This is a genomic window from Marinobacter sp. M3C, assembly GCF_023311895.1.
Taxonomy (GTDB): domain Bacteria; phylum Pseudomonadota; class Gammaproteobacteria; order Pseudomonadales; family Oleiphilaceae; genus Marinobacter.
Map to the genome: position 1 here is coordinate 2,640,741 of NZ_CP092284.1, position 26,301 is coordinate 2,667,041.

At 54.2% G+C, this 26,301-nt stretch carries 23 protein-coding genes, 1 pseudogene and 1 riboswitch; of the genes and pseudogenes, 15 read left to right on the forward strand and 9 right to left on the reverse strand.

Going from position 1 to position 26,301, the window contains the following annotated elements:
• Positions 1-50: 50 nt before the first annotated feature.
• Entirely contained in the window at positions 51-425 is a 375-nt protein-coding gene (locus tag MIH18_RS12455; protein WP_249012535.1) for a hypothetical protein, read from the reverse strand.
• Positions 426-579: 154 nt separating this feature from the next.
• Here MIH18_RS12455 and MIH18_RS12460 point away from each other — a divergent pair, with 154 nt between their 5' ends.
• Positions 580-831, forward strand: a complete 252-nt coding sequence (locus MIH18_RS12460) for a type II toxin-antitoxin system prevent-host-death family antitoxin (protein WP_012137510.1) — start codon at positions 580-582, stop codon at positions 829-831.
• Positions 828-1,082: a Txe/YoeB family addiction module toxin gene (locus tag MIH18_RS12465; protein WP_249012536.1), complete on the forward strand. Its 255-nt coding sequence runs from the start codon at positions 828-830 to the stop codon at positions 1,080-1,082. The genes MIH18_RS12460 and MIH18_RS12465 overlap by 4 nt, the downstream gene beginning before the upstream one ends.
• A 428-nt stretch (positions 1,083-1,510) precedes the next feature.
• On the opposite strand, the gene MIH18_RS12470 is transcribed toward MIH18_RS12465, so the two are convergent.
• Both MIH18_RS12470 and MIH18_RS12475 read right to left on the reverse strand, forming a co-directional pair.
• A complete protein-coding gene (locus MIH18_RS12470) occupies positions 1,511-1,879 on the reverse strand; it encodes a type II toxin-antitoxin system RelE/ParE family toxin (protein WP_249012537.1) in 369 nt (122 codons plus the stop codon).
• The gene (locus MIH18_RS12475; RefSeq protein ID WP_249012538.1) at positions 1,876-2,157 is read right to left on the reverse strand and encodes a type II toxin-antitoxin system Phd/YefM family antitoxin; all 282 of its coding nucleotides are present in this window, start codon (positions 2,155-2,157) and stop codon (positions 1,876-1,878) included. The genes MIH18_RS12470 and MIH18_RS12475 overlap by 4 nt, the downstream gene beginning before the upstream one ends.
• Positions 2,158-2,450: 293 nt before the next feature.
• On the opposite strand from MIH18_RS12475, the pseudogene MIH18_RS12485 reads away from it, so the two are divergent.
• Positions 2,451-3,360: pseudogene (locus tag MIH18_RS12485) on the forward strand (integron integrase).
• Positions 3,361-3,478: 118 nt separating this feature from the next.
• Here MIH18_RS12485 and MIH18_RS12490 read toward each other — a convergent pair.
• Both MIH18_RS12490 and MIH18_RS12495 read right to left on the reverse strand, forming a co-directional pair.
• Positions 3,479-4,537: a ribonucleotide-diphosphate reductase subunit beta gene (locus MIH18_RS12490; RefSeq protein WP_249012541.1), complete on the reverse strand. Its 1,059-nt coding sequence runs from the start codon at positions 4,535-4,537 to the stop codon at positions 3,479-3,481.
• A 94-nt stretch (positions 4,538-4,631) separates the two neighbouring features.
• Positions 4,632-7,421, reverse strand: coding sequence for a ribonucleoside-diphosphate reductase subunit alpha (locus MIH18_RS12495; protein ID WP_249012542.1), 2,790 nt, complete (start codon positions 7,419-7,421; stop codon positions 4,632-4,634).
• 160 nt (positions 7,422-7,581) lie between these two features.
• Positions 7,582-7,790: riboswitch (cobalamin riboswitch) on the reverse strand.
• Positions 7,791-7,897: 107 nt separating this feature from the next.
• Between MIH18_RS12495 and MIH18_RS12500 the strand changes: the two genes are divergently transcribed.
• Positions 7,898-8,641, forward strand: coding sequence for a DUF3047 domain-containing protein (locus MIH18_RS12500; protein ID WP_249012543.1), 744 nt, complete (start codon positions 7,898-7,900; stop codon positions 8,639-8,641).
• Positions 8,642-8,644: 3 nt separating this feature from the next.
• Here the strand turns inward: MIH18_RS12500 and MIH18_RS12505 are convergent, their stop codons facing one another.
• The 4 genes from MIH18_RS12505 to MIH18_RS12520 all read right to left on the reverse strand — a co-directional run bounded on the left by MIH18_RS12505 (position 8,645) and on the right by MIH18_RS12520 (position 15,413).
• A complete protein-coding gene (locus MIH18_RS12505; RefSeq protein WP_249012544.1) occupies positions 8,645-9,481 on the reverse strand; it encodes a transporter substrate-binding domain-containing protein in 837 nt (278 codons plus the stop codon).
• A gap of 80 nt (positions 9,482-9,561) precedes the next feature.
• Positions 9,562-12,378 carry an FAD-binding and (Fe-S)-binding domain-containing protein gene (locus MIH18_RS12510; protein WP_249012545.1) on the reverse strand — a complete coding sequence of 939 codons (2,817 nt, stop codon included), beginning with the start codon at positions 12,376-12,378 and terminating at the stop codon, positions 9,562-9,564.
• Positions 12,379-12,419: 41 nt separating this feature from the next.
• The gene (lldD, locus tag MIH18_RS12515; protein ID WP_249006819.1) at positions 12,420-13,574 is read right to left on the reverse strand and encodes an FMN-dependent L-lactate dehydrogenase LldD; all 1,155 of its coding nucleotides are present in this window, start codon (positions 13,572-13,574) and stop codon (positions 12,420-12,422) included.
• Between the two features lie 144 nt (positions 13,575-13,718).
• Entirely contained in the window at positions 13,719-15,413 is a 1,695-nt protein-coding gene (locus MIH18_RS12520; RefSeq protein ID WP_249006820.1) for an L-lactate permease, read from the reverse strand.
• A gap of 206 nt (positions 15,414-15,619) precedes the next feature.
• Here MIH18_RS12520 and MIH18_RS12525 point away from each other — a divergent pair, with 206 nt between their 5' ends.
• From MIH18_RS12525 to MIH18_RS12575, 11 genes are all read left to right on the forward strand, one after another.
• Positions 15,620-16,411, forward strand: coding sequence for a GntR family transcriptional regulator (locus MIH18_RS12525; RefSeq protein WP_249006821.1), 792 nt, complete (start codon positions 15,620-15,622; stop codon positions 16,409-16,411).
• A 167-nt stretch (positions 16,412-16,578) separates the two neighbouring features.
• Positions 16,579-17,379 carry an SDR family NAD(P)-dependent oxidoreductase gene (locus MIH18_RS12530; protein WP_249006822.1) on the forward strand — a complete coding sequence of 267 codons (801 nt, stop codon included), beginning with the start codon at positions 16,579-16,581 and terminating at the stop codon, positions 17,377-17,379.
• Between the two features lie 13 nt (positions 17,380-17,392).
• Positions 17,393-18,592: an acyl-CoA dehydrogenase family protein gene (locus MIH18_RS12535; RefSeq protein ID WP_249006823.1), complete on the forward strand. Its 1,200-nt coding sequence runs from the start codon at positions 17,393-17,395 to the stop codon at positions 18,590-18,592.
• Positions 18,593-18,596: 4 nt separating this feature from the next.
• Positions 18,597-19,622, forward strand: a complete 1,026-nt coding sequence (locus MIH18_RS12540) for a phosphotransferase family protein (RefSeq protein WP_249012546.1) — start codon at positions 18,597-18,599, stop codon at positions 19,620-19,622.
• Positions 19,619-19,984: a DUF6285 domain-containing protein gene (locus tag MIH18_RS12545; RefSeq protein ID WP_249012547.1), complete on the forward strand. Its 366-nt coding sequence runs from the start codon at positions 19,619-19,621 to the stop codon at positions 19,982-19,984. Before MIH18_RS12540 ends, MIH18_RS12545 begins: the two co-directional genes overlap by 4 nt.
• A 3-nt stretch (positions 19,985-19,987) precedes the next feature.
• The gene (locus MIH18_RS12550) at positions 19,988-21,601 is read left to right on the forward strand and encodes an AMP-binding protein (RefSeq protein WP_249012548.1); all 1,614 of its coding nucleotides are present in this window, start codon (positions 19,988-19,990) and stop codon (positions 21,599-21,601) included.
• 91 nt (positions 21,602-21,692) lie between these two features.
• On the forward strand, positions 21,693-22,916 hold the full coding sequence (locus MIH18_RS12555; protein WP_249006827.1) for an ABC transporter substrate-binding protein: 1,224 nt from the start codon (positions 21,693-21,695) through the stop codon (positions 22,914-22,916).
• Between the two features lie 78 nt (positions 22,917-22,994).
• Positions 22,995-23,864: a branched-chain amino acid ABC transporter permease gene (locus MIH18_RS12560; RefSeq protein ID WP_249006828.1), complete on the forward strand. Its 870-nt coding sequence runs from the start codon at positions 22,995-22,997 to the stop codon at positions 23,862-23,864.
• Complete coding sequence (locus MIH18_RS12565; protein WP_249012549.1) at positions 23,861-24,808, forward strand: branched-chain amino acid ABC transporter permease; 948 nt, start codon at positions 23,861-23,863, stop codon at positions 24,806-24,808. The genes MIH18_RS12560 and MIH18_RS12565 overlap by 4 nt, the downstream gene beginning before the upstream one ends.
• Positions 24,805-25,587 carry an ABC transporter ATP-binding protein gene (locus tag MIH18_RS12570; protein ID WP_249006830.1) on the forward strand — a complete coding sequence of 261 codons (783 nt, stop codon included), beginning with the start codon at positions 24,805-24,807 and terminating at the stop codon, positions 25,585-25,587. The genes MIH18_RS12565 and MIH18_RS12570 overlap by 4 nt, the downstream gene beginning before the upstream one ends.
• Positions 25,584-26,288: an ABC transporter ATP-binding protein gene (locus MIH18_RS12575; RefSeq protein WP_249006831.1), complete on the forward strand. Its 705-nt coding sequence runs from the start codon at positions 25,584-25,586 to the stop codon at positions 26,286-26,288. Before MIH18_RS12570 ends, MIH18_RS12575 begins: the two co-directional genes overlap by 4 nt.
• The last annotated feature ends 13 nt before the right edge of the window (positions 26,289-26,301 follow it).

Sequence of the window (26,301 nt, forward strand, 5' to 3'; positions counted from 1 at the left end):
CCGGTGGACGGCCGTCAGGCCGGGAACGAACTTGAGCGACTTGTTAATTTTCAGCAAAACTGAGGCGTTGCGCGCGAGCACCCGCCACCAGAGCCACCACCAAAAAAGGCATTTAGAGCAAAAGCGATTAATACTGTGACAAAAGCATACAGAGCAGCTTTCCACACAACACTGCTAACAGATTCTTGAGCACCATGATCCCCAACAATTTTGCCTCTAGAACTAAAAAGCAAAATAAACCAAAGCCCGTAAACTGCACCAAAGCCTGCCACGGGAAATGTTGAAATGAGAATGGACGAAATAGGAATGATTATTAGTGCTGCAAGCCCGACTAAAAAGCCCCATTCTTTTGAGGCAATTGCACACCAGACAAAGAACCCAATACCTGCCATTAATACTAGCTGCATAACTTCTATTACGCCCATTCGCAACCCCTCCTCCTTAGAAAATTAACGCTGAGCACAGCGGCGGCCCGTCAGGGACGTCCGGCGGCCGCAGGCCGCGTACTGCTGCGGTTTGTTAAATCCCCTGTCGTACGGTATCCTGAACATGTTCAATATCCTGTACAGGAGAAACCTTATGGATGCCATCAGCTACACAGCCGCTAGAACTAACCTAGCAAAAACCATGGAGCAGGTCTGTGAAGACCATTCTCCTGTGATCATCACCCGGAGCAAGTCACAATCCGTGGTGATGATTTCTCTTGAGGACTATGAGGCGCTGCAAGAGACTGCATACTTGCTGCGCGCACCAAAAAATGCCCGTCGTTTGCTGGAATCCGTTGCCGAGCTCGAGCAAGGCGGTGGTCAAGAAAAGGAACTTCTTGAATGAAACTTATCTTCTCCGAGAACGCCTGGGAAGACTATCTGTATTGGCAGAAAACTGACAAAAAAGCCCTTAACCGAATCAACAAGCTGATCAAGGAGACTAAGCGAGAACCGTTCGAAGGTGTCGGTAAGCCGGAGCCCCTCAAACACAACCTCGCTGGTTACTGGTCCCGCCGAATTAACGAAGAGCACCGCATCGTTTACAAAGTCACGGATGACGCTTTACTCATAGCCCAACTCCGTTACCACTACTGATTTAACGCTGAATTAAGCGGCGGCTAAAAGCCGTCCGGTGGACGGCCTCAGGCCGGGAACGCACTTGAATGACTGGTTAGCTGGGTGTAACTGCGCGGTAAGCCATTGGCAACCAGAATGATTGTCTATTCCGCTGCGGCTCTTGGACCAAGCTCCGCCGGTGCACGGTACGAAAAACGCCACAACCGATGTGGCCAACGAACCAGAACGCCAGATTACCAAACCCAGAATCTGCTTACGGCGGACGGCCCCACAAACTGAACACTCAGTTTCATGTCCACACTGCTGTTGACTGAACTGCCAGCTAACCACCGGTTTTGACGGCCTTGGCCGGACTGAAAATTCGCGGCTTTGCTACCAACTTTAAGCCAAGGCCACGGCCACCGAACCACAAAAAACGTGCGACATAAATCCAACTAACGCTCGGCTCACGCGCCGGTTTGGAGCCGCGAAGCGGCGGAAAATCGGTCGCTGTGCAGCCGCTGGTTATGTTTCATCATCACCAAATCACCAACCTCGGACATCCGCAATAACTGACTACTGCGACGCACAGTCAGGATATTAACCTGATCTTTAACGCTATAAATAACCCGATAGGTTCCAAATATCAGCTCTCTGATACGCGGCGCCCCCACCTCGGGAACCATACGCCCACTTTTGGGGAAGTCGGCTAGCCGCTCTACCGTGGCGAATAAATCGTTAACCCACTGTAGCGCAGCATCTGGGTTATCTTCTGCGATATAGCGAGAAATATCCTCGATACGCTCCAGCGCAAGCGGGGACCAAATAATCTTCATTGACCCAGTCTGCTCAAAACCCGAGCCTTTGCGTCCTCATGAGCAACACCATCCCCGGAGGCTATCTGTTCTTCGGCCTTATACACTTCTTCCAGCATTTCCAGACGCTCTTGCATCCTCTCGTACTCGTGAACCCCCAACAATACTGCAACGCCACGACCTCTTTGCGTCAGCACCATAGGGCGGCGGGTTTCATGGAGCTGCTTTATAAATGTGGCTACCCCCGCCCGAAATTCAGACAGAGGACGAATATCTTCATCTACACGAACCCTAGACATGACAATTACTCCAGTACGTTTTAGCGTACATTAAAGAGTACGACATCATCTGGAGGTAGACAAGGTGTCCGAGGGAAAAAACATAACAGCAACTAGACCGCTTTCCGCGATACTGTGAGAAAGTGCGTTCCCGATAGTGCCACTTCTTCATCATAGTTCACAGTATCAAGTCCCAATTTTAACAACAGGTTAGCTTAGTTGTGGCTAATCCACCACGTAATCGCTTGACTTCTTGATTTCACACACACAATAATACTGTACATATATACAGCAACAGAAAGAGGTACGCCAACATGGACGGCATACAACCTCAACCGCGCCTTCGTGATCAGGTTCGCGCGGTCATTCGGGTTAATCGTTACAGTATTCGTACGGAAAAATCCTATTGGTACTGGATTCGATTTTTCATCCGTTTTCACCAGATGAAACATCCCAGAGAGATGGGTCCCAAAGAGGTGAATGAGTTTCTGACCTGGCTAGCGGTTACACGTAACGTAGCAGCCGCCACCCAAGCACAGGCTTTAAACGCCTTGGTGTTTATTTACGCCAAAGCGCCTGCCCGTCGTGCTCTCCCATGACGAAGCTATGGCGATTATCGAAAAGCTTAAAGGGCCCTATCGTCTTTTAGCATCGCTGATGTACGGTTCCGGCTTGCGAGTAACCGAAGCATGCCGTTTGCGGGTAAAGGATATTGATTTCAGTAACCAGGTCATCATTGTTCGGGACGGCAAAGGCGCAAAAGACAGAACAACCCTTATGCCAGGCACGCTGATTTCGGAGCTGCAAAGGCAAATCGGTGCTGTTCAGAAATCATGGAAAGAAAAAGACCTTACTCATCAAACACCGGTAAGCCTTCCATTTGCACTTGCCCGCAAGTATCCCAAAGCGGATATGTCACTGGACTGGCAATGGTTGTTTACCTCGCAAAGCCTGAGTAAAAACGACTTCGGAAAGGTGGTTCGCCATCACATTCACACCAGTTCTGTTCAGAAAGCGGTAAAGGTGGCCGTTTCAACAACCGGCATTGGCAAACCCGCAGGCTGCCACACTTTCCGACACTCATTCGCCACCGAGCTTTTAAAGCGCGGTAACGATATCCGCACGGTTCAGGATTTGCTTGGCCATGCTGACTTACGTACCACCCAGATCTACACGCATGTTCTTGGGCAGGGTTTTGCAGGCGTTCGTAGCCCGTTGGGTTGAGTGGTCAGTCGTCTTCGGGGTCTTCGCGGCTTAACGTTTGTAAATCAATAGGGGACAGATTTGAAATCTGTCCCCGCGGTAAGGAAAACTGTCCCCTTGGTAGTTTTCTTGGTACGCCTTACCACTCCAGCTGTGCGCCGGTCTGGTATTCAATCACTCGTGTCTCAAAGAAGTTCTTTTCTTTGCGCATAGTCGCCTGCTCTTCCAGCCAGGGTGATACGTTTTTGGCGCCCGGGAAGGGCTCGGGCAGGTTTACGGTGCGGGCCCGGCGGTTGGCTACGAAGCGGAACTGTTCGGTGTGGTATTCCGCGGAATAGCCCAGGATGGGGTCGCGCAGGATGTAGTTGGCGTAGTCGCTTTCGGCGGCTTCGGATTCGTCCCACATGTCGCGCACGGCTTTGGGGTCGAAGCTGATGTTTTCTTCTTCCAGGATCTGGTTAACCACTTTCAGGCCAAAGGAGAAGTGCATGGCTTCGTCGCGCAGGATGTACTGGAACTGTTCTCCGGTGCCGCGCATAAGCCCGCGGCGTTGCAGGGCGAAGATGGGGCTGAAGCCGTTGTAGAACCAGCAGCCTTCAAACACGGCGGCGAAGAACAAGTAAGACATGATGAATTCTTGCAGGTCGTCTTTGTTGCGCAGGTTAATGTCAGAGCGCATGGCGGCGTTCAGGCGGCGGTTGGCCATCTGGATTTTGCCGTTGATTTGCGGCACTACGCGATAGCGGTTGTAGATTTCGCTTTGGTCCAGGTTCAGGGTTTCAATGCAGTGTTGGTAGGTCCATGTGTGCACGGCTTCTTCGTAAACCTGGCGCGCCTGATAAATCTGCAGCTCTGGCGCGGTCATTTTTTCCATCACCGCTAGGCCGATGTTGCGCATGGCGATGATGTCGGACGTGGTCAGGTAGGCCAGCACGTTTTCGAATACGTGCTTTTCCGCCGGGTTCAGGCGGTGGTGGTAATCGTGAACGTCTTGCGACATGTTCACGTCTAGCGGGGTCCAGTGATTTTTGTTGGCGTTCATAAAGTATTCCCAGGCCCAGGGGTACTTGAACGGGGCTAGCTGGTTTACGTCGGTGTTGCCGTTGATCACGCGTTTGTCGTCAACGTTTACCGGGGCCACGCTGCTGTTTAGAGCAATCTTACTTTCGGGTTTTTTGTCTTCGTCCCAGTTCAACATGGTTTTTTCCTTTGAATACGGGGACAGACTTGAAGTCTGTCCCTTGGGAGTTTGTTCAAATAGGGGACAGACTTGAAGTCTGTCCCCGGAAGGCTTACTGGCACGCCTCGCAGTCTGGCTCGTCGATGCTGCAAACCTGGGGCTGCGGCGCGGCGACTGTCGCGGCTTGTTCGTTGGCGCCGGTGGCACCCAGTGACCGCAAGTAGTAGGTGGTTTTCAGGCCACGTTCCCAAGCCAGTTGGTAGAGTTCGTCGAGTTTTTTACCGCTGGGCTGAGCCATGTACAGGTTCAGGCTTTGGCCTTGGTCCAGCCACTTTTGGCGGCGTGATGCGGCTTCTACCAACCAGCGGGCGTCAATTTCAAACGCGGTGGCGTAGCGGGATTTTAGTTCGGTGGGTATGCGTTCGATTTGTTGCACACTGCCGTCGTAGTATTTCAAATCGTTTACCATCACGTTGTCCCATAAGCCTTCGGCCTTTAGGTCACGCACAAGCGAGGGGTTCACCACAGTGAATTCGCCAGACAGGTTCGATTTGACGAACAGGTTCTGGTACGCCGGCTCGATGGATTGCGACACGCCCACGATGTTGGAAATGGTGGCGGTAGGCGCAATGGCCATCACGTTGCTGTTGCGCATGCCGTGCTTGGCAATCAGGTCACGCACTGGCGCCCAGTCCAGGCGGCTGTCGGTGTTTACGCTCAGGTCGCCTTCAAGGCGGGCGGCTTTTAGCAGTTCGATGGAATCGATGGGCAGTATGTTTTGGCTCCACAGGGAACCTTCGTAGCTTTCATAAGCGCCGCGTTCGGCCGCCAGCCGGGCAGAGGCACGAATGGCGAAGTAGCTCAGCTGCTCCATGGCCACATCGGCAAATTCGACCGCTTGCGGGCTGGTATATGACAAGCGCAAAGCGTAGAGCGCGTCTTGAAAGCCCATCAGGCCCAGGCCTACCGGGCGGTGTTTCAGGTTGGAATTACGCGCTTGGGGTACGGCGTAAAAGTTGATGTCGATAACGTTATCGAGCATGCGCACGGCGGTGTCCACGGTGCGTTCCAGGCGCTTTACATCCAGCTCGCCGTTACTGATGTGGGCGGCCAGGTTTACTGAACCCAGGTTGCACACGGCGATTTCGTCGGCGCTGGTGTTCAGGGTGATTTCTGTGCACAGGTTAGAGCTGTGTACCACGCCTTTGTGCTGCTGCGGCGAGCGCAGGTTGCAGGGGTCTTTGAAGGTTATCCACGGGTGGCCGGTTTCAAACAGCACGGTCAGCATTTTGCGCCACAGCTGTTTGGCCGGAATGGTTTTGAACAGCTCGATTTTGCCTTCTGCGGCCAAGGCTTCGTAGTGCTGGTAGCGCTCGCGGAAGGCGTTGCCGTATAAATCGTGCAAATCGGGCGCGTCGTTGGGGCTGAACAGGGTCCAGTCGCGATCTTGACGCATGCGCTCCATCAGCAAATCCGGCACCCAGTTGGCGGTGTTCATGTCGTGGGTGCGGCGGCGTTCGTCACCGGTATTTTTACGCAGTTCCAAAAACTCTTCGATGTCCAGGTGCCAGCTTTCCAGATAGGCGCACACCGCGCCTTTGCGCTTGCCGCCCTGGTTAACGGCAACGGCGGTGTCGTTAACCACTTTCAGGAACGGCACTACGCCCTGGCTTTGGCCGTTGGTGCCTTTGATGCGGGAACCCATGGCGCGTACTGGTGTCCAGTCGTTGCCCAGGCCACCGGCCCATTTGGACAACATGGCGTTATCACGAATAGAGCCGTAAATGGCCTCCAGGTCGTCGCCCACGGTGGTTAGGTAACAGGACGACAGCTGGGAATGACGGGTGCCGCTGTTGAACAATGTGGGGGTAGACGACATATAGTCGAAAGACGACAGCAGGTCATAGAACTCGATGGCGCGGCTGTTGGGATCGTCTTCACGCAGGGCCAAACCCATCGAAACGCGCATGAAAAACACCTGCGGCAATTCCAGACGGGCTTCTTTCCAGTGCAGGAAGTACCTGTCATATAAGGTTTGCAGGCCCAGAAAGCCAAATTGCAGGTCACGCTCGGGTTTCAATGCAGCGCCCAGGCGCTCCATGTCGAAGGTGGCCATGGCTTCGTCCAGTAATTCGTAACGAATACCGGCGCTGATGAAGGTGCTCAGGGCTTGCGGGTAAACTTCGGCAAGGCTTAAAGATGCGTCGAGTTTTAACGCCGTCACGTTTTCTAGCCGCAACTGTTCAAGCAGTAGGCGAGCGGTTACGGCGCTGTAGTCCGGTTCGCGCTCTATACGGCCGCGGGCGGTCATGACTAAAGCCGACAGAACCTCAGCTTCGTCGATACCGTTGTACAGGTTGCGTATGGATTCTTCCACCAGGGATTCTGCGTCAATGCCGTCCAGCCCGAAGGCGGCGTTGTCGACCTGTTGTTTCATCAGGCCCAGGTCTAGCGGTACGGTGCGGCCGTCGGCTTGTTTTACTGTCAGGGTTGGGTGAGCTTCTACCGGCTCGTGCAGGGCGCGTTCGCGGGCGTGTTCTTCACGGTAGAGAACGTAGGCCCGCGCCACTTTTTGCTCTTCGGCGCGCATCAGGGCCAGTTCTACCTGGTCTTGAATGTCTTCAATGTGAACTTTACCGCCCGCCTTCAAGCGGCGGCTGATGGCCTGCACCACCTGCTCGGTTACGCGGTGAACGGCGTCGTTAATGCGGGCAGAACCTGCCGCCTGGTCGCCTTCCACCGCCAGAAACGCTTTGGTGACGGCAACACTGATTTTTGAAGGGGTAAAATTAACCAGGTTGCCATTGCGCTTGATCACCTGCAGCGATGCCGCGGTGGCGGCGCCTGTCGCGGATGGGGCGGCCTGTAGTTTGTTGGGCAGATCGTTCGATAAGGCAGACATAGCGGGTTATCCTGAATACGCGTTTATTCGTTGTCTTCGCGTACGCAGGCAGTCACAACCGTGGCAACACCTGAAGCTGCCATCGGGCAATAACGCACAACAAGCCATAGCGGCCAACGTGCTGTTACTGAAACTGTTGCTGCTCACCTGTGTCGCGAAGGTGCAGTGATGCGTTCTTGGCAGGTCTTCGGACTTAGGGGCGTGAACGGTGTGTCTGTTCGTTCGGCCTTGTGTGGCGACTTCCCGGCAACTGCCAGTGTCTGTGTGCCACACTTGTTCCCCAATACCGCTGCGCGTCAGTTCCGGAGTCTCACCGGATTCCCGATACCAGCTATAGTGATGTAAGCGGTCAAAAAATTGCTTTTTTGATCAAATGGTGATTAAGCGCTGACCAGATTGGTTGCGCGTTAATCACTAAAGCTCACTACATCTGGTATTTAACCAAGAACTCGAACACTATATACGGGAATAGACCCATGAACAAGATACTCTCCATACTCTCGGCATTCTCAATACTGCCGCTATTCATATTCAGCTCAGTCGCACTTTCTCAATCAGAAGAGACAACGCCCCACCTGCCCCGCTTCTCTGAAATGACAAGCATCACCGACGGCTGGGAGCCTCTGGAGTTTCCCAACATAGATCAGCATTCCAGCTATCAACTGTTGGTTGAAGACGGCGTGCAGGTGGTCAAAGCCGACACTGCCGGTGGTGCATCCGGGCTGATTGCACGGTTAAACGTGCAACCTCGGGATTCGTTGATTCTGCGTTGGCGATGGAAGGTATCGAACGTGTTTGCCAACGGCGATGCCCGCAGCAAAAACGGTGATGATTACCCGGCGCGCATTTACGTGGCTTTTGAGTTTCAGCCTGGCAACGCCGGTTTTTTTGAGCGCGCAAAGCGTAAAGCGGTGGAGGTGGTGTTCGGGGAAGCGCTGCCGGGCAATGCCATTAACTACATTTGGGCGAACCGGCTGCCTATCGGCGAATGGGTGAATAACCCTTACACCGATAAAACCCGAATGTTGGCCGTGAGCAGCGGCGCGGACAAAGCCGGGGATTGGGTGAGCATTGAGCGGGATATTATGGCGGACTACCGCAAGGCCTTTGGTGACGAACCGCCAGCCATTATCGGCATTGCCATCATGTCGGATTCCGACAACACCGGCGAACAAGCAAGCGCCTGGTATGGCGATATACAACTCATAAAGGCACCATAACGGTTATAAGTCCGGAAAGCCGACAATTTTAGAACCTGGCCCCAAACGCCGCAACGGTGGCACCTCGCCCTTTTCAGCCAGGCGGATGTAGGCGTCATCAAATTGTTCGCGCAATATTGAAGCTTGCGGACTGCTGAGGGCAAACACCCATACGCCTTTTCGTGATAACAGCTTGGTGGAATGAAGATTCTCGTCGCCAGGCGCCGAAAGCAGTTCCTGCACGGGCCTTCGATAATCCAGCAGATAATCGCCACGGTTGCGCTTGAGCATATCAATTGCGGCGCGGTGGTTTGGCGCTTCGGTCACGGCGATGTCGCTCTGTTTCTCCATCCACGACATCAATCCACCATAGTTATAGCCGCTGACGACAATCACACGCTTGTGTTTAATCTGGTCAAACGTTTTCAGTGTTTCCGTTGTGTTCAGGTGCCAGGCATGCAGCTCCACCGTGACGGGGCTTGCCCAGCTTTCCAGAGTTTCGTACACCACCAAAGGCGTGCCACTGAGAGTCGGCGCCAAGTCCAACCTGCCGTTGCGCAGGTGCAGCAGCATGCGGCTGGGGGGTAGAAATACAAAATTGGGGGCGTAACCCGCTTCAACAACCACTTTGCGGGTGGCTTCGACGAATTCACCTGCTGGCTGGCCCCGACTGTTTTGGTATGTGAATGGCGCAAAGTCGGTGTACCCCACCTGCAAAGTCTGACGAGTTTGCGTTGGATCTGCTGACGCTGATGGCGACGCCAATGCAAAACCAAGCAGGCAGGCCGTACATTCAAGCATTAACGCCAGCCAGCGCTTGCGGTGGCCAGGTTTGAACAGTAATGCAAAGGGGCAGTCCATGGCGCTCACCTTGATCCATTGAAACGTCCTTCAAGACTATCAGAGCGCCAAAAAATCTTCACATAGAAGCCTTATATTTTTCAGCCTTGGGCTTGGGCTGGCCGGGTTACCCGGTCTACCAGATACACCAGGCTGTGATAATCGACACCACTGTGACTGCTTAAACCAATTTCACAAGTACGGCTAGTCGATACGCCCTCGGTGCAATGCTGTACCACCGGCTGCAGGGTGCGCAAGGCGTGGTCATTCAGTTCCGGCGTGGAGAAGCCCTTGTCGCCGGCAAAGCCGCAGCAGTGAATATCTTCGGGCACCACAACGTTGGTACTGCACTTACGGGCGATATCAATCAGTGCCTGCCCTTCCCCCAGATGCTGCGTGCTGTAGGTAACGTGTACCGCCACCGATTCGCTCTGCGGCGTAAACGCGAGCCGATCGAACAGATGGCTGCGAATAAACCGCACCGGATCGTAAATATCCAGGCCGTGGTTCTGTTGTTGCAGCAACCGCAGGGTGCAGGGGCTGGTGTCGCAGTAAATCGGGTCGCGGCCGTCGCGGCTGGCACGTTTTACCGCCGCCAACATTTCGCTGCGCTTACGATCCGCCTGCTGTGGATAACCTTTGGACGCAAACGGCTGGCCGCAGCACAGCGAATCCATGCCTTCCGGGAAAACGACCTCGTAGCCGGCCTTCTCCAACAGCTGCCGGGTTTTTTCCAGCAGCGGCGCCTGCTCGCTGTCAGAACGCGCCGGGCCCATGGCGTGGGACACGCACGCCGGCAAGTACACCACCCGCGGTTTTTCAGTGGCTACCGATGGCTTCGCATGTTCAACCCAGCGCACCGGTTGCGGCATGGCTGGAGTCCAGGACGGAACACGACCACCGCTGATTTTCTTACTGGCTTCAGTCCAGCGCTGCAGGCGGGGCGCGCCTAACAAACGGTTGGCGGTGTCGGCCGCTGTCAGCATCAGCCAGGTGCCTTTTAGGGCGGTAGCAAAGTGTGCGGCCAGCCAATCAGCGCGGCTATTGTGATGCGCCTTGTCGGCGCGCAGCTCGCGCACTAGGTCCCCGGTGTTGATGCCCACGGGGCAACGCTGGGCGCAAAGACCTGTGGCGGCACAGGTGTCTATTCCCTGATATTGATAGGCTTCTTCCAGCGCGCGGGTATCTACACCCGCGCGCTTTTTGGCCTGAATGTCACGCCAGATTACAATACGCTGACGTGGGCTCAGGCTCAGGCCCTTAGACGGACACACCGGCTCGCAGAAGCCGCATTCAATGCACTTGTCGATAATCTCGTTAGCCGCCGGCAGCGGTTTGAAGTTCTTCAAATGGATGCCGGGGTCTTCCGACAGCACCACATCCGGATTCAGAATGCCCCGTGGATCCAGCAGGCGCTTTATTTTCCACATCAGCTGGTAGGCATCTGTGCCCCACTCCAGCTCCACAAACGGCGCCATGTTGCGACCTGTGCCGTGCTCGGCTTTCAAGGAACCACCGAATTCCACCGCTACGAGTTGTGCCACATCACCCATAAAGGCCGCATAACGCGCTACCTGGGCTGGGTCGTCAAAGCTCTGGGTGAACACAAAGTGCAGGTTGCCTTCCAAAGCGTGGCCGAACAGGATGGCTTCGTGGTAGCTGTGTTTTTCAAACAGCTTGATCAGGCGGTTCACGCCTTCCGCCAGCTGCGGAATAGGAAAGGTCACGTCTTCAATGATCACCGTGGTACCGGTGGGACGAACCGCGCCAACGGCCGGAAATGTGCCTTTGCGGATGGCCCACAGCTGGCCGGACAAGGTGGCGTCTTCGGTGAAATCTACCTGTTGTTCCACGTGGAACGGCGCCAGCACCCCGCGAACCTGCTCGATCTGTTCGTGCAGCAGCGACTGGCTGGCCGCACGGGTTTCAATCAGTAAGGCACAGGCATGGTCTGAAAGAGCTTTTACCCAGGCCGGCAGGCCGGGTTGGTCTTCCACCGATCGTATACTGCGCCGGTCGAGTAATTCCACCGCATCCACCGGCTGCTTTTTCAGCATGGGTACGGCGCGGCAGCAGTCTTCAACATTGGCGAACACCACCAGAGTGGTGGCTTTGTGCGGGTATTCGGGCACGGTGTTGTAAGTGACTGAACTGATGAAGCCCAGGGTGCCTTCGGAGCCCACCATCAGGTGGGTCAGAATATCCAACGGGTCGTCAAAATCTACTAAGGCATTCAGCGACAGGCCGGTGGTATTTTTCATCCGGTATTTGTGACGGATTCGCTCCGCCAGCGGGCTGTTGGCGCGGGTATCCCGGCCCAGCTGCGCCAGCTGTTCCAACAGTTCGCTGTGGCTGCTGCTGAAGGCGGCTACACTGGCGGGGTCTTCGCTGTCTAACACTTGGCCGTCTGCCAGCACCAGGCGCATGGCGTTCAAGGTTTTATAGCTGTTTTGCGCGGTGCCGCAACACATGCCGCTGGCGTTGTTCGCCACAATTCCGCCAATTTTGCAGGCGTTAATAGACGCCGGATCTGGCCCAATTTTGCGCCCCAGGGGTGCCAGCGCGGCGTTAGCTTGGGCGCCAATCACACCCGATTGCAGGCGAATACGGGCACCGTTGTCCAGAATATCCCGACGGTTCCAGCCGTCGCCCAGCACAATCAGCAACGAGTCGCTGATTGCCTGGCCCGACAAACTGGTACCGGCCGCCCGAAAGGTAACCGGTACTCGGTGCGTGCCCGCCAATTGCAGCAGCGCGACAACCTCGTGCTCGGCATTCACCCGCACCACCAACTTGGGAATCAGGCGGTAGAAGCTGGCGTCGGTACCGAAGGCCAGGGTTGACAGCGCGTCGTCAAAACGTCGCTTCAACGGAATCAGCTGGTTCACGGCACTGAGGAAATCGGTGGGCAAGCTCATAGTATCTCCAGGGGCACTCGTCTGTGGCTGCTGATACGTCGTTATTGAGCGGCCTTCTTTAATTCACGAACCAGTAATTCCGGGCTGATGTCGGCAATGGTTCGCGCGCCCGTTAACACCATGGCTACGCGCATTTCGCTTTCAATCAGTTTCAGCAGATTCGTCACACCCGCTTCGCCATCCGCCGCCAGTGCATAAATGTAGGCGCGCCCGATCATTGTGCAGTCGGCGCCCAGGGCCAACATGCGCAACACATCCAGACCGGTGCGGATGCCTGAATCTACCAGTATTTTCATGTCACCTTTCACTGCGTCCGCAATGGCAGGCAAGGCGCGGCAAGTAGAAGGCACACCATCGAGCTGACGGCCACCGTGGTTCGATACAATGATGCCATCGGCGCCAAAGCTGCGGGCATCACGGGCGTCGTCGGGGTCTAATATGCCTTTGATGACCATCGGGCCATCCCAGAACTCGCGTATCCACTCTAGGTCTTTCCAGCAAATGGACGGGTCAAAATTATTGCCGAGCCAGCCAATGTAGTCGCCAAGGCCGGTGGCGCTGCCGCGGTAAGCAGAAATGTTGCCCAAGTCATGGGGCTTGCCCAGCACGCCTACATCCAGCGCCCAGCGTGGATGGGTTATTGCTTGTAATATGCGACGTGGCGCCGCGTAGGGCCCACTCATGCCGGAGTGGGCATCGCGGTAGCGGGCGCCAGGCACTGGCATGTCTACAGTGAACACCAGGGTGGTTACGCCCGCCGCTTTGGCTCGCTCCAGCGCGTTGCGCATAAAACCACGGTCTTTCAAAACGTACAGCTGAAACCACATAGGCCGGCTGATGACGGGGGCCACTTCTTCAATCGGGCACACCGACACGGTCGACATGGTAAACGGCACGCCCCGATTAGCAGCGGCGCGGGCGGCCTGCACTTCACCGCGACGGGCGAACATGCCGGTCAAACCTACCGGCGACAGAGCTACCGGCATTGACAGGGTTTCGTCAAACAGCTCGGTGGTCAGGTCTAGCTGGGTCATGTCATTCAGTACCCGCTGGCGCAGGGCGATGTCTGACAGGTCTTCAACGTTGCGTTTAAGCGTGTGTTCGTTGTATGAGCCGCCATCGATGTAATGAAACAAAAAAGGTGGAAGCCGGCGTTTGGCGGCAGCGCGGTAATCGGTAGAAGCAGAAATGATCATCAGGCGTGTCCTGTTTGGGTTGCAGGCTATGCGCCCCGCAAACGCGGGGGCGCCTTCAAAGCAGTGTCACTGAGCTTTCAGCCCATCGATTAAAGAGCCATTAGCAGTTAGAAAGCCCTCAGCCGATTAAAGAGCCTTCAGCAGTTAAAGAGCCATTAGCGGATCTGAAAAGTCCATCACATAGGCCGCAATCAGAGCAATTATGCCGGTCATCAGCACGTAATACAGCGTTGGCCATATCGTGCGGCGCAGAGTTGCACCTTCGCGGCCAAGCAGCCCAACAGTAGCCGATGCCGCCACCACGTTGTGAATGGCCACCATATTGCCTGCCGCGGCACCAATCGCCTGAATCGACACCATTAACGCGGTAGACAAGCCAAGATTGGTAGCAACACCAAACTGAAACTGGCTAAACATCATATTCGAAACCGTGTTGGAACCCGCCAGAAACGCACCCAGAGCACCAATGCTTGGCGCAAACAGCGGGTAAATACCGCCTACGGTGTCGGCCACATAGCGGGCTAACAGAATCGGCATGCTAGGTAGATCCGCGGCGTTAACGCCAGAGTTGATCAGAATACGCACCATAGGCACGGTGAACAGCAGCACAAAACCCGCACTGAGCAACACACCGCTGGATTCTTTTACCGCACGACTCAGCTCTTTAACCTGCATCCGATGCAAGAAGAAAGTCGCCAGCACCACCATCACCAGAATACCACCCGGCAAGTAAAGCGGCTGAACGCCCGCGCTAATATCGGCTTCGCCCAGCATACTATTGAAGTTGACCGCTACCGACTTGAACAGCGCGGTTACCTCCGGGAATACCCGGCTAACCACCAGCAATACAGCCACCAAAAGATACGGGCTCCAAGCGCGGAAGCTGCTCATAGGCCTTGCGGTAAGCTCGTCTAATTTCATTTCGATACTGCCCAGCCACTCTTGTGGCCAATCTTTACGGTCGGCGAAGTCCCAGGTGGTTTTTGGCACCAGAAAGCCCTTGCGCGCCGCGGTCGTAACGATTGCAAGACCCACCAGCCCGCCCAACAGCGACGGAAATTCAGGCCCCAGGAAAATACCGGTCAACACGTAAGGTATGGTGACCGACAATCCGGCGAACAGGGCGAAAGGCAGCACTTCGAACACCGCGCGCCAGCTTCTGTCTTTGCCAAAAAAGCGCACCAGCATAATCACCATAATAAAAGGCATAAACGTGCCGACGATCGCATGGATAGAGGCGACCTGAGTGGTGATCAGCTGCAGGTAAGCGTCCCAGCTGGAACCATTAGCCGCCAACTGCGCACCAATAGTGGCGGTATCAAGCCCGGTATTTATTCCGACAATAATGGGTGTGCCCACAGCACCAAACGATACCGGCGTGCTTTGTACTAACATGCCCATCAATACCGCAGCCATGGCCGGGAAGCCGACGGCTACTAGCAAAGGCGCAGCAATGGCTGCCGGTGTCCCGAAGCCCGATGCACCTTCAATAAAACAGCCGAACAACCAGGCAATGATAATGGCCTGAATTCGACGGTCAGGGCTGATGGTGGTAAAGCCGGCGCGAATAACCATGATCGCGCCGGAGTGCTTGAGGGTATTGAGCAGTAAGATAGCGCCGAAAATAATCCACAACAGCCCCACCGTCACAACCAAACCCTGAAGGCTCGAAGCCAACACACGGTTGAAAGACATGTCCCAGGCGACCAAGGCAATACCAACACTGGCCAAATACACCAGCGGCATAGCGCGGCTCGCTGGCCAGCGCAGGCCAATCAGCAAAATGCCGGCCAGCAGAATGGGAACAAAGGCAAAAAAGGCGAATAAACCCGTCGACATAAGAGAGCTCCTATATTTATTATTGGCTAGATCTCTTACAATTGGTAATACCAATTTACAATCCAGTGTTCTCAGGTTAAAAAAACATCAGGGGCAGTGTCAAACTATATTTTATAGACATTAGTATACGTAGTCGTACGAGGGTATTGATAGAGACGGCGATATCTTGCTAAATTTGGCAATTGGTCTTACCAACGGTGTCAAAAATGCAAATGCCATACATTCGCCAGCGCCGGCTGTCTGACACAATTATGGATCAGCTGGAAAGCATGATTCTGGAAGGTGCCTTGAAACCCGGCGAACGGCTGCCAGCAGAGCGGGCTCTGGCCGAGCAGTTTGGCGTTTCACGTCCATCACTGCGGGAAGCTGTACAGAAACTGGTGGCCAAAGGGCTGCTGATCAGCCGTCAGGGCGGTGGAAATTACGTCACCGACAAACTGGGGTCCAGTTTTAGTGACCCGTTGCTGGCGCTGCTGGAAAGCCACCCGGAAGCCCATCAGGATTTGCTGGAGTTCCGCCACACCCTGGAAGCAGATTGTGCCTACTACGCCGCTTTGCGTGCCACCGAAGTAGATCGCCAACACTTGCAGGCAGCCTTTGATGAGCTTCAGGCCTGTTACAGCAACAGCCCCCTCACCCAGGAAGCTCGGTCTAAAGAAGGCGTTACCGACGCGCGCTTTCACATGGCCATTGCCGAGGCCAGCCACAATATGGTGCTACTGCACACCATGCGCGGCCTGTTTGACCTGCTCAAACGCAACGTGGTGACGAACATTGGCGGCATGTACGAGCTGCGCGGCGAAACACGCGAGCGCCTGGTGAACCAGCACCGCGAGCTGTTTCAGGCCATTATGGAAGCACGGCCAGACGACGCCCGGCGCAGCGCCGGCGAACACATCAGCTACGTGCAGGAAGTATTGGCGAACAATCGCGAAGCGGAAATGCGCACGGCGCGCGCGGAGCGCTATCGGTTTCTGGAAAATTTTGACAAACACTAGTTGCCACCCGAAACACGGCAGACCCTAAGATTTTCAACTGTTTCGGGACTTCACGATAGGTAATATTCCAGCATTCATCGAACCACTCTGGCACGAAATTTTTTTCGCTTACTTTCTTGAATAAATCGAGCGCTCGGTTTATATTTTTTGAGCAGAGGGTTCAAAAAATGAATAATTCTAATAAAAAAATTTCTGATAACACGAACTGGCCTTTGTGTACTGATGGCAAGATCGCGCTTATCACGGGCGCTGCAGGCGGGTTAGGACAAAGCTTCACCCGCTGTTTGCTTGATACCGGCGCTACCGTCATCGTTAGCGGTCGACGTTGTGAAGCTCTTAAACGCCTCAAATCAGAATTTCCAGATCATTCCGATCGAATTCATATTGTCCCAATGGATGTTAGTGATGAACTCAGCGTCACACAGGCCTTCGATGTTATGGCGGCCAAAGTTGGCATTCCTGATGTGGTCGTGGCTAATGCTGGTGTGGCCATCAGCAAAAAAGCTCTGAACTGCACAGGTGGCGACTGGGATAGCGTTATTGATACGAACCTCAAAGGCTGCTGGCTAGTTGCCACGGAGGCGGCCCGCCGCTTGTCCAGCGAGGACAGGCGCGGAAGCATCATAATGATTTCCTCCATTCTCGGGCATCGTGCGGCGGGCAATGTTGCACCTTATGCTGTTGCTAAAGCAGGGGTTGAGCAGTTGACTCGCGTTCTGGCCCTGGAGTGGGCGCGCTATGGTATTCGGGTCAACGCGTTAGCACCTGGTTATATAGAGACTGACCTGAATCGAGATTTCTTTGCCACTGAGCCGGGCGAGAAGATGATTAATCGCATTCCGCAGCGGCGTCTTGGGCAGCCAAACGATCTGTGTGGCCCGTTGCTGCTTCTGGCATCGGAGCTTTCTGACTACATGACCGGCAGCACCCTCGTGGTGGATGGCGGTCATCTGCAATCTTCACTATAACGAGGTTCTTCCTGTGGATTTCAATCTCAACGCTAAGAACGAGTCTTATCGAGCGCGGATAAGAGACTTTGTGGAACAGCATCTGTTGCCGCTGGAAAGTAATCCAGATGCCTACGATGAACACGAAAACATTGCGCTTGAGCATCTGGAAATCATGCGCACCAAGGCAAAGCAGGAAGGTCTGTGGTGCTTACAAATTCCTGAGCACCTTGGTGGAAAAGGGCTTGATATCTCGGGCATGGCTGCTTGTTATGAAGAAATGAACCGCTCGATTTTTGGCCCCGTGGTGTTCAATTCTGCGGCACCCGATGATGGCAACATGATGGTATTGGCGAAGGTGGCTACTGAGGCGCAACAGGAGCGTTGGCTAAAGCCCATTGTGGAGGGAACGGTGCGATCCGCATTTGCGATGACGGAGCCACCTCCCGGCTGCGGCTCAGACCCCGGCATGATGCAGACAAGTGCGAAGCGTGTGGGTGAAAAATGGGTTATCCACGGGCATAAACACTATATTACCGGCGCTGCCGCAGCCTCTCATTTCATCCTGATTGCTCGAACCTCAGACGATACCAGAAAGGGTTTAACCGCCTTCATGTTCCACAAGGATGATCCCGGGTGGGAGATTGTTCGGCGCATTCCTATCATGGGCCCGGAAGAACATGGTGGGCACTGCGAAATCCGGTTCGATGGCTTGGAAATTCCAGATGAGAACCGCCTGATGGAAGTCGGCGATGGCTTGAAGCTTACCCAGATTCGACTGGGCACTGCACGCCTTACACACTGTATGCGTTGGCTTGGTTTGGCGCGGCGCTCCCTCGAAATCGCCACGGAATATGTCAATACGCGTGAGTCCTTCGGTCAGACACTGGGTCAGCGCGAAGGTGTGCAATGGCTTTTGGGCGAGGCTGCTATGGACATCCAAGTCGGTCGACTACTAACCATGCACGCTGCCTGGAAGCTGGACCAAGGTGACTTTGCCAGAAAAGAAGTCTCTATGGCCAAAGTAGCGGTCGCCGACACTCTACACAAGGCTGTAGATACCGCCATTCAATTGTGTGGTGCGAGGGGCTACTCCAAAGACACGCCGCTGGAATGGATTTATCGCTATGCGCGTCAAGCGCGTCTGGTTGATGGCGCATCCGAGATTCATAAAATGGTGTTCTCAAAAACATTGTTGGCTGAGCGCGCTGATTTCTGGCGCTGGGGCGTGTAAACCTATGTCTGAGCTTGCGGAGGTTTTTAGCCAGTTTGTTGTTCACCAATCTGGTGCTCGGAGCGCCAAAGTGATTGCGTTTAATAAGCTCTCCGGAGGTGCCATTCAAGACAACTTTGGATTGACTCTGGAAATTGAAGGTGGAGTGCAATCAGGTCTTCAGGAATTTGTGGTGCGACAAGACGCCCCTTCAGGCATTGCAGAAAGCTTGTCCAGACCCGAGGAATTTCGGGTGCTGGAAGCCGCGTTTGAAGCGGGGGTTACTGTCCCGAAACCTCTTTGGCTTTGCGAGGATCTTGATGTCAGCGGGCAGCTTTTTTACGTCATGACCCGGGCGGACGGGAGCGCATCACCACGCCAATTGGTTAAGTCAGATTTTACGGGTGAGCAGCGCCGTATGATTGTGCGGCGGCTGGGTGCAGAGCTTGCAAAATTACATACAGTGCGACCACCCATGCGTTCACTGGACTTTCTGACATTGCCTGATCAAGGCGATGCAGCGCTGAGCCGTGTATCGACTTACCAGCGGCACCTCCAGGAAATTGCAGAACCGCACCCTGTTCTGGAGTGGGCGCTAAACTGGCTGGAAGACAACACGCCGGAACCGGGTCCAACTGTGCTGTGTCACTGCGATTTTCGAACCGGGAACTACATGATGGCTGATGCAAAGCTGACAGCTATCCTGGACTGGGAGTTCGCCGCCTGGAGTGACCCAGCGGAGGACCTTGGTTGGTTTTGCAGCCGAAGTTGGCGGTTTGGTGCGAATGAGCGGGAAGCAGGTGGAGTCGGTGAGAAGGCGGATTTTCTGAACGGCTACCGCGAGGCTGGGGGCACTGATATTGATCCGGCAGCCGTTAGCTATTGGGAAGTGATGGCGCTCATGCGCTGGGCCATCATCGCGCTTCAACAGGCGCGACGGCACATCTCCGGTGAACAACGCTCGTTAGAGTTGGCGCTGACGGGTCGAATGGTCGCTCAGATGGAGTTTGATTTGTTGACTCAGATTCAGGAACTGGAGGACAACCAGTGATTAATCAACCGGACAACCATGACCTATTGATAGAAGCTCGTCAGGTGCTGCTGAACTCACTCACACCAGAGCTCACTGGCGCGCGAAAATACGAAGCGTTAATGATTGCTAACGCCATGAGTATGGCAATACGCGAGCTTGGGCAAAGTGAGCAGGCCAAGGTGGAGGAGGCAGACCAGGCTGTTAGCACATTTTTAGCGGCTCGATCTCAACCGAATCCTAATGTTGAAGGCGAAATATCTCTCGCCGAGGCGATTCGCGAGCGTCGGCTGGATGGCAGAGAACCGGCCCTGCGTGAAGTTCTACAAACTTTAACGGAGGCTCGTTTGGGAATAAATAGCCCGGGCTACCTGAAGCGGTGAAACATGAATAAGTACGAAAAATTCGATAGAACACTCGCTAATTTTTCAGCACTGACCCCGCTTACGCTGCTACAGCGCTCAGCAACCGTGTATCCGGATAAACAGGCCGTAATCGATGTCGACCTGGCTCTTTCCTATCGTGAGCTATACCGGCGTTGCTGTCAGATGGGCGATGCGTTGAGGCGCAAAGGCGTTAACCCCGGAGACACGGTCGCCATATTAAGCCCGAACAGCCATGAGATGCTTGAGTCCCACTACTCCGTCCCGATGGCAGGTGCCGTCATCAACACGATTAATATTCGCCTGGATGCCGCAACGCTGTCATTCATTTTAGGGCATGGCGAGGCGCGTGTGCTGTTCTATGACACAGATTGGGAGAATGTGGTTCGCGCAGCGGTCTCGGGGCTGGAGGTGCCGCCACTTCTGATTTCGATCGAGAGTAAGGCGGGCGTTAGCGACGGGCTTGCGCAGCAGGATTATGAAAGCTTTCTGATAGAGGGGGACGCGGAAGCCACTTGGCAACGTCCTAATGACGAGTGGGATGCTATTGCTCTGAACTATACATCGGGCACGACGGGCAACCCGAAAGGCGTCATTTACCACCACCGAGGTGCCTTTCTGGCCGCGATGACCAACTCCCTGGTGTTTGAAATGACGCCTGAGACGGTCTACTTGTGGACTCTTCCGATGTTCCATTGCAATGGTTGGGCCTACACTTGGGCGATAACGGCAGTGGGCGGAACCCATGTGTGTCTTAGGGATGTGGACCCGATGAACATTTATCGCCATATCGAGACTTACGGAGTGACTCATATGTGCGGAGCGCCGGTGGTAATGAATATGTTGCTGCAAGAGCTCGGGCGAGAAGAGCTGAAGCTGTCCCGTTCGACCCAGTTCGCTTTGGGTGGTGCAGCACCCCCGAGCAGTGTGATTCAAAAAGCGGAAGAGATCGGTTTTCAGATTACCCACCTCTACGGTTTGACCGAGACATTTGGTCCGTCTGCGTTGTGCGTGCCTCAGCCCGAGTGGCAGGCCCTTCCGCTGGAACAAAGAGCATTGAAAATGTCCCGTCAGGGCGTTTCCACACATGGGTTGGATGAGGTCGCGGTTCTCGACGTTGTTAGTGGCGAATCCGTGCCGGCTGATGGCAAAACCATGGGTGAGATCTGTATTCGGGGAAACACCGTGATGAAGGGCTACCTAAAAAACCCGGAAGCCACGGCCGATGCTTTTAGTAACGGCTGGCTTCATACGGGCGACCTGGCGGTCATGCACCCTGACCACTACGTCGAGATTCGGGACCGAGCCAAGGATGTCATTATTTCTGGCGGAGAGAACATCTCCAGCCTTGAAGTGGAGGAGGTGCTTTACCGGCACCCGCAGGTTTCCGAGGCTGCTGTAGTGGCAATAGCCGATGAAAAGTGGGGGGAGGTACCCTGTGCTTTTGTCAGCCTGATTGACGACAGTGAAGAGATAACATCCGCAGACATTATAGCGTTTTGTAGAGCACACATGCCGCATTTCAAGGCGCCCAGGAAGGTAGTGTTTGGTGAGTTGCCGAAAACCGCTACAGGGAAGGTCCGCAAAAATATTCTCCGGGATTCTCTGGTCCCGTAATAGGTCTGACCGCGGTCAGAAGGAGGTTGCGATAGCAACTAGAACGTTTTTTAGCCATTAAAAATAAAGACAATAACGAAGGGGCATTACAATGATAAAAACATGTGCAAAAAAAATCTTGGTTGCAATAACCGCAGCCGCTGCGATGGGTGCCGCAAGCACCAGTTACGCGGAGGAGCCAGTTCGCATAGGGGGAATCTACATTCTCTCTGGCAGCGCTGCGACCTACGGTGAGTTTGCCCAGAAGGGAATCAACCTCGCGGTCGATGAAATCAACGCCTCTGGTGGAATTCTGGGCCGTCAAGTCGAGATGGTCTATGAAGATAGCCAGGGTAAAGCGTCGGTGGCCATACAAGCCGCCCGCAAATTAGTGTACTCGGAAGGTGTTGACGCCTTGGTAGGGCTTGATAGTTCCGGTGTCGCCCAAGGCATGGTGCCGACAATGCCTGAGTTGCAGAAACCACTCATTATTACCCACGCAGCCACCCCCGACGTAACCGGAAAGCTGTGTAATGCGTTCACCTACCGTATCAGCGTAAACGTTGCCCAGAACATGAAGGCCGCTGCTCTGGTGGCTGCGAAACTTGATGCCACTAACTGGACGACTATCGGCCCGGACTATGCTTTCGGTCACCAGTCCTGGGAGTTTTTCGGAAACTACCTGAAAGAGCTCAAACCTGATGTCAACCTGATGTCTGAGACCAATTTCCCGCGTTTTGGAGCTGAAGATTTTACTCCGTTCATTGATCGGGTCATGGACTCGGATGCCGACGGTGTTCTTATCTCTGTCTGGGGTGGCGATCTGGTCAACTTCGTTCGTCAGGCCAACAATCGCGGATTCTTTGAAAAAGACTACGAACTGCTGTTTACCGTCGGTGCAGCGACCGAAGTGTTATCGGCTCTTGGCGAAGAGATGCCGGAAGGCGTGCACCTTTCTACCCGGTACTGGTACGACGCTTATGATAACGACGTCAATGCCCACTTTGTTAAGGCGTATATCGATGCCTACGGCGTCCCGCCCAGCTATAACGCTGAAGGTGCCTATGCAGCTATTTATGCCTATAAAAAAGCAATGGAAGCAGCGGGCACTACTGATGGCCCTGCGGTTGCAAAGGCACTTAGTGGAATGAGCATGGAAGCTCCGAACGGCACGATTACGTTCCGCAAAGGCGATAACCAGGCAATGGTCAGTCCGAACTGGGGTATTTCAGGCCCAATGAATTCTAAGTACGATATCCGCACACTGACTGATCTGCAGATCTTTGACGGCGAAGATGTGGCTCGCTCTATCGAAGAGACCGGTTGCAATCTCTGACTTAGAGATTGCCTGAACGATTGCCGCGGCGCCCATGGGGTGCGTCACGGCACCGGCCCTAACGAAACGAGGTAATCCATGTCTGGCATCGGATCGGCGTTGCTGAATAGTCTTGATATCGGGCTTCTGCTGTTCATTATCGCAGTAGGACTGAATATCGTGTTTGGTGTTCTGAACATCATCAACTTTGCTCACGGAGCGCTCTACATGCTGGGGGCGTACCTGGCATTTACCCTGATCAACATAGTAGGAATGCCGTTCTGGGCAGCGTTGCTCTTGGCTCCGCTTGGCGTGGCTATATTGGCGGTCCTCATTGACCGGTTTTTATTACGGTATATTTATTCCAGGGATATAGGAGACAGCTTGTTACTCACTTTCGCGCTTCTGTTAATCATTAACGAGAGCGTGCGACTGATCTGGGGCAGTGGAATTCAGGTCGTTCAGCCACCGCAGCTGTTGGCCGGGTCGATAGATATTATCGGTAGCTCCATACCGACATACAGCCTGTTTGTGATTGTTATGGGTCTGGTGCTACTGGCTGGCCTCTGGTTCCTGTTTAACCGGACCCGGATCGGTCGAATCATGCGTGCTGCCGCGCTGGATCGCGATATGGCAGAGGTCTTGTGTATCAATACCCGGCTAGTGGTGACGGGGGTGTTTGCCTTTGGCGCCTGGCTTGCGGCTGTCGGCGGTGTGATTGCCGCACCGATGCGTGCACTGGACCCCGGCATGGGCGACAAGATTATTATCGAATCCTTTATTGTGGTGGTCATCGGTGGTCTTGGGAGCTTTCCAGGCGCCTTGCTCGGGGCCATTATTCTCGGGCTGATCCATGGCTTTGGTGGTCGTTATTTTCCTGAGGTAAACATGCTTTTGCCATTTTTGGGAATGGCGCTGGTTCTGTTGTTCAAACCTAATGGCATTATGGGCAAAGGGGCAGCGGCATGAAGATCAAGATTTTATGGGCCTTGCTGACTTTGGTGATTGCGGGGCTGATTGCGGTGCCTTGGATTGCCTCTTACTTTTATATTTTCATTTTCACCGAAATTCTTATTCTAGGCTTGTTCGCAGCCAGTTTTAATCTGATTTTTGGCTATACAGGAATGCTGAGTTTTGGGCATGCGGCTTTCTTCGGCATCGGCTCCTACGCTATGGCATTAGTGCTAATACATCTGGAGTGGCCGTTTGTTTTCAGCCTGCTGGTATCCATGGGTGCCTCCGCGCTATTAGCCTTAGTCATTGGTTTTTTCTGTGTCCGGCTGAATGAAGTGTATTTCGCCATGTTGACTCTGGCCTTTGGCATGATGGTTTTTGCTATTGCATACCAGTGGCGCTCAGTCACCAATGGCAGTGACGGGCTGACTGGATTTTCTCTGGGCTCATTCGGGCTCGGGCTTGATCTGACTCTGGGGAATCCAGCTGTCTATTACCACGTGGTGCTAGCCATTGTTGTTATTGCCTCGGCGGTACTGTACCTAATTTGTCGAAGTTCATTCGGTATGATCCTGAGAGCTATTCGCCAGAATCCCGAGCGGGTGTCATTTGCCGGCCTGAATGTGCGCACTTATCGGTTGGTGGCCTTCGTGATTGCAGGCTCTTTTGCGGGCTTGGCAGGTGGTCTAATGGCTCCGTTTCTTCGAGTCGCAAGCCCTGAATTGCTGCATTGGTCGATGTCTGCAGAGCCAATACTGATGGCTATCCTGGGTGGCACAGGCTACTTCTTAGGACCGTTCGTTGGCTCGGCGGTGTTTGTACTGCTGGAAACCTGGATCACCAGCTTTACAGAGTCCTGGATGCTTGTTCTCGGTATTATCCTCGCCCTGATGGTTATTTTCTTCCGCAAGGGCTTATTGGGCACCGTCCTTGACTGGTGGATGGAGATAAAAAAATGACTAATCCAATTCTCACCATATCTAATCTTACCAAACGTTTTGGTGGAAATGCTGCGGTCTTGGGCATCAATCTGGACGTCATGCCGAAGGAGACCATGGCTATCATCGGCCCCAACGGCGCTGGCAAGACGACGTTTTACAACATGGTTTCTGGCCGGATGCAGCCCTCTGAGGGCAATATCACGCTTGATGGTAAAGACATCACCGGCCTGCCACCCCATAAAATTAGCAGATTGGGAATTTCACGCTCTTTCCAGATTAACAACATTTTTCCTGAGATGACGGTTCAAGAGAACGTTGAAGTGGTGTTGTCGGCTTTTCATGGCCACAGTCGCAAGCTGTTTAATATTGCGTCTCGTAACACCGGTATTCAGCAGGAAGCGGTAGAGCTCCTCAAGCGCCTGGGTGTCGATAGCCTCAAGGATCAACGCGCCGAGGTCATCAGTTATGGCGACAAGCGTCTGTTAGAAATAGCGATGGTTCTGGCGACGCGTCCAAAATTGGTTCTGCTGGACGAGCCAACGGCAGGAATGACGCCGGAGGAAACCCGGCGAACCACAAGACTGATCAAAAGTCTGGCAAACAGTGGCGACTACACGTTCCTCATCACCGAGCACGATATGGATGTGGTCTTCGATGTAGCGGATCGCATTCTCGTCATGCACCGTGGTGAAAAATTGTTTGCAGGCACTCCAGCGGAAGTGAAGAGCCATCCTGAGGTTCGGCGTGCCTACTTGGGTGAAGAAGAAGACGAAGTGACCGAGGAGACCGGCGCATGATTCTTGATGTTCGCAATATTCAGACGTTCTATGGCGAAAGCCAAGCGCTTCAAGGCGTTACTCTTCAACTGGAAGAGGGTGAGACGGTTTGTCTACTCGGCCGGAACGGAGCCGGAAAGAGTACAACACTGAAAAGTATTATTGGCTTAACACCTCCGCGATCTGGTGAGGTGATCTTTAACGGCAAGCGAATTCAGGGTTTGCCGCCGCACCGAATTGCCCGTTCAGGCATTGGTTATGTGCCGGAGGATCGCCGGATTTTTCCCAGCCTGAGCGTCCGGGACAACCTCGAAGTGGCCGCTTATCAACGCAAGGGGGTTGCCGCCCACTGGACCGTGGATAATATCCTCAAGAAATACGAAATGTTGGGAGAGCGAGAAGATCAAGACGGAGCTACTTTGTCTGGCGGACAGCAGCAAATGCTGGCGGTAGCTCGTTCGTTGATGACTCAGCCAAGGCTGCTATTGCTGGATGAACCCAATGAGGGGCTGGCCCCGGTTATTGTGCAGCAGATCGGGGAGTTGATTGACGATCTTAGTCAGACCACGACCATACTATTCACTGACCAGAGTGTTCGATTCGCACTGAAACATGCCCGGAGAGCCTACATTCTGGAAAAGGGGCAGGTTGTCCATCAGGCCACCAGTGACGAACTGCGAGCTGACCAGGCCACTCAGGAAAGGTTCTTGTCGGTCGCGTAATCTGGCTTGGAAT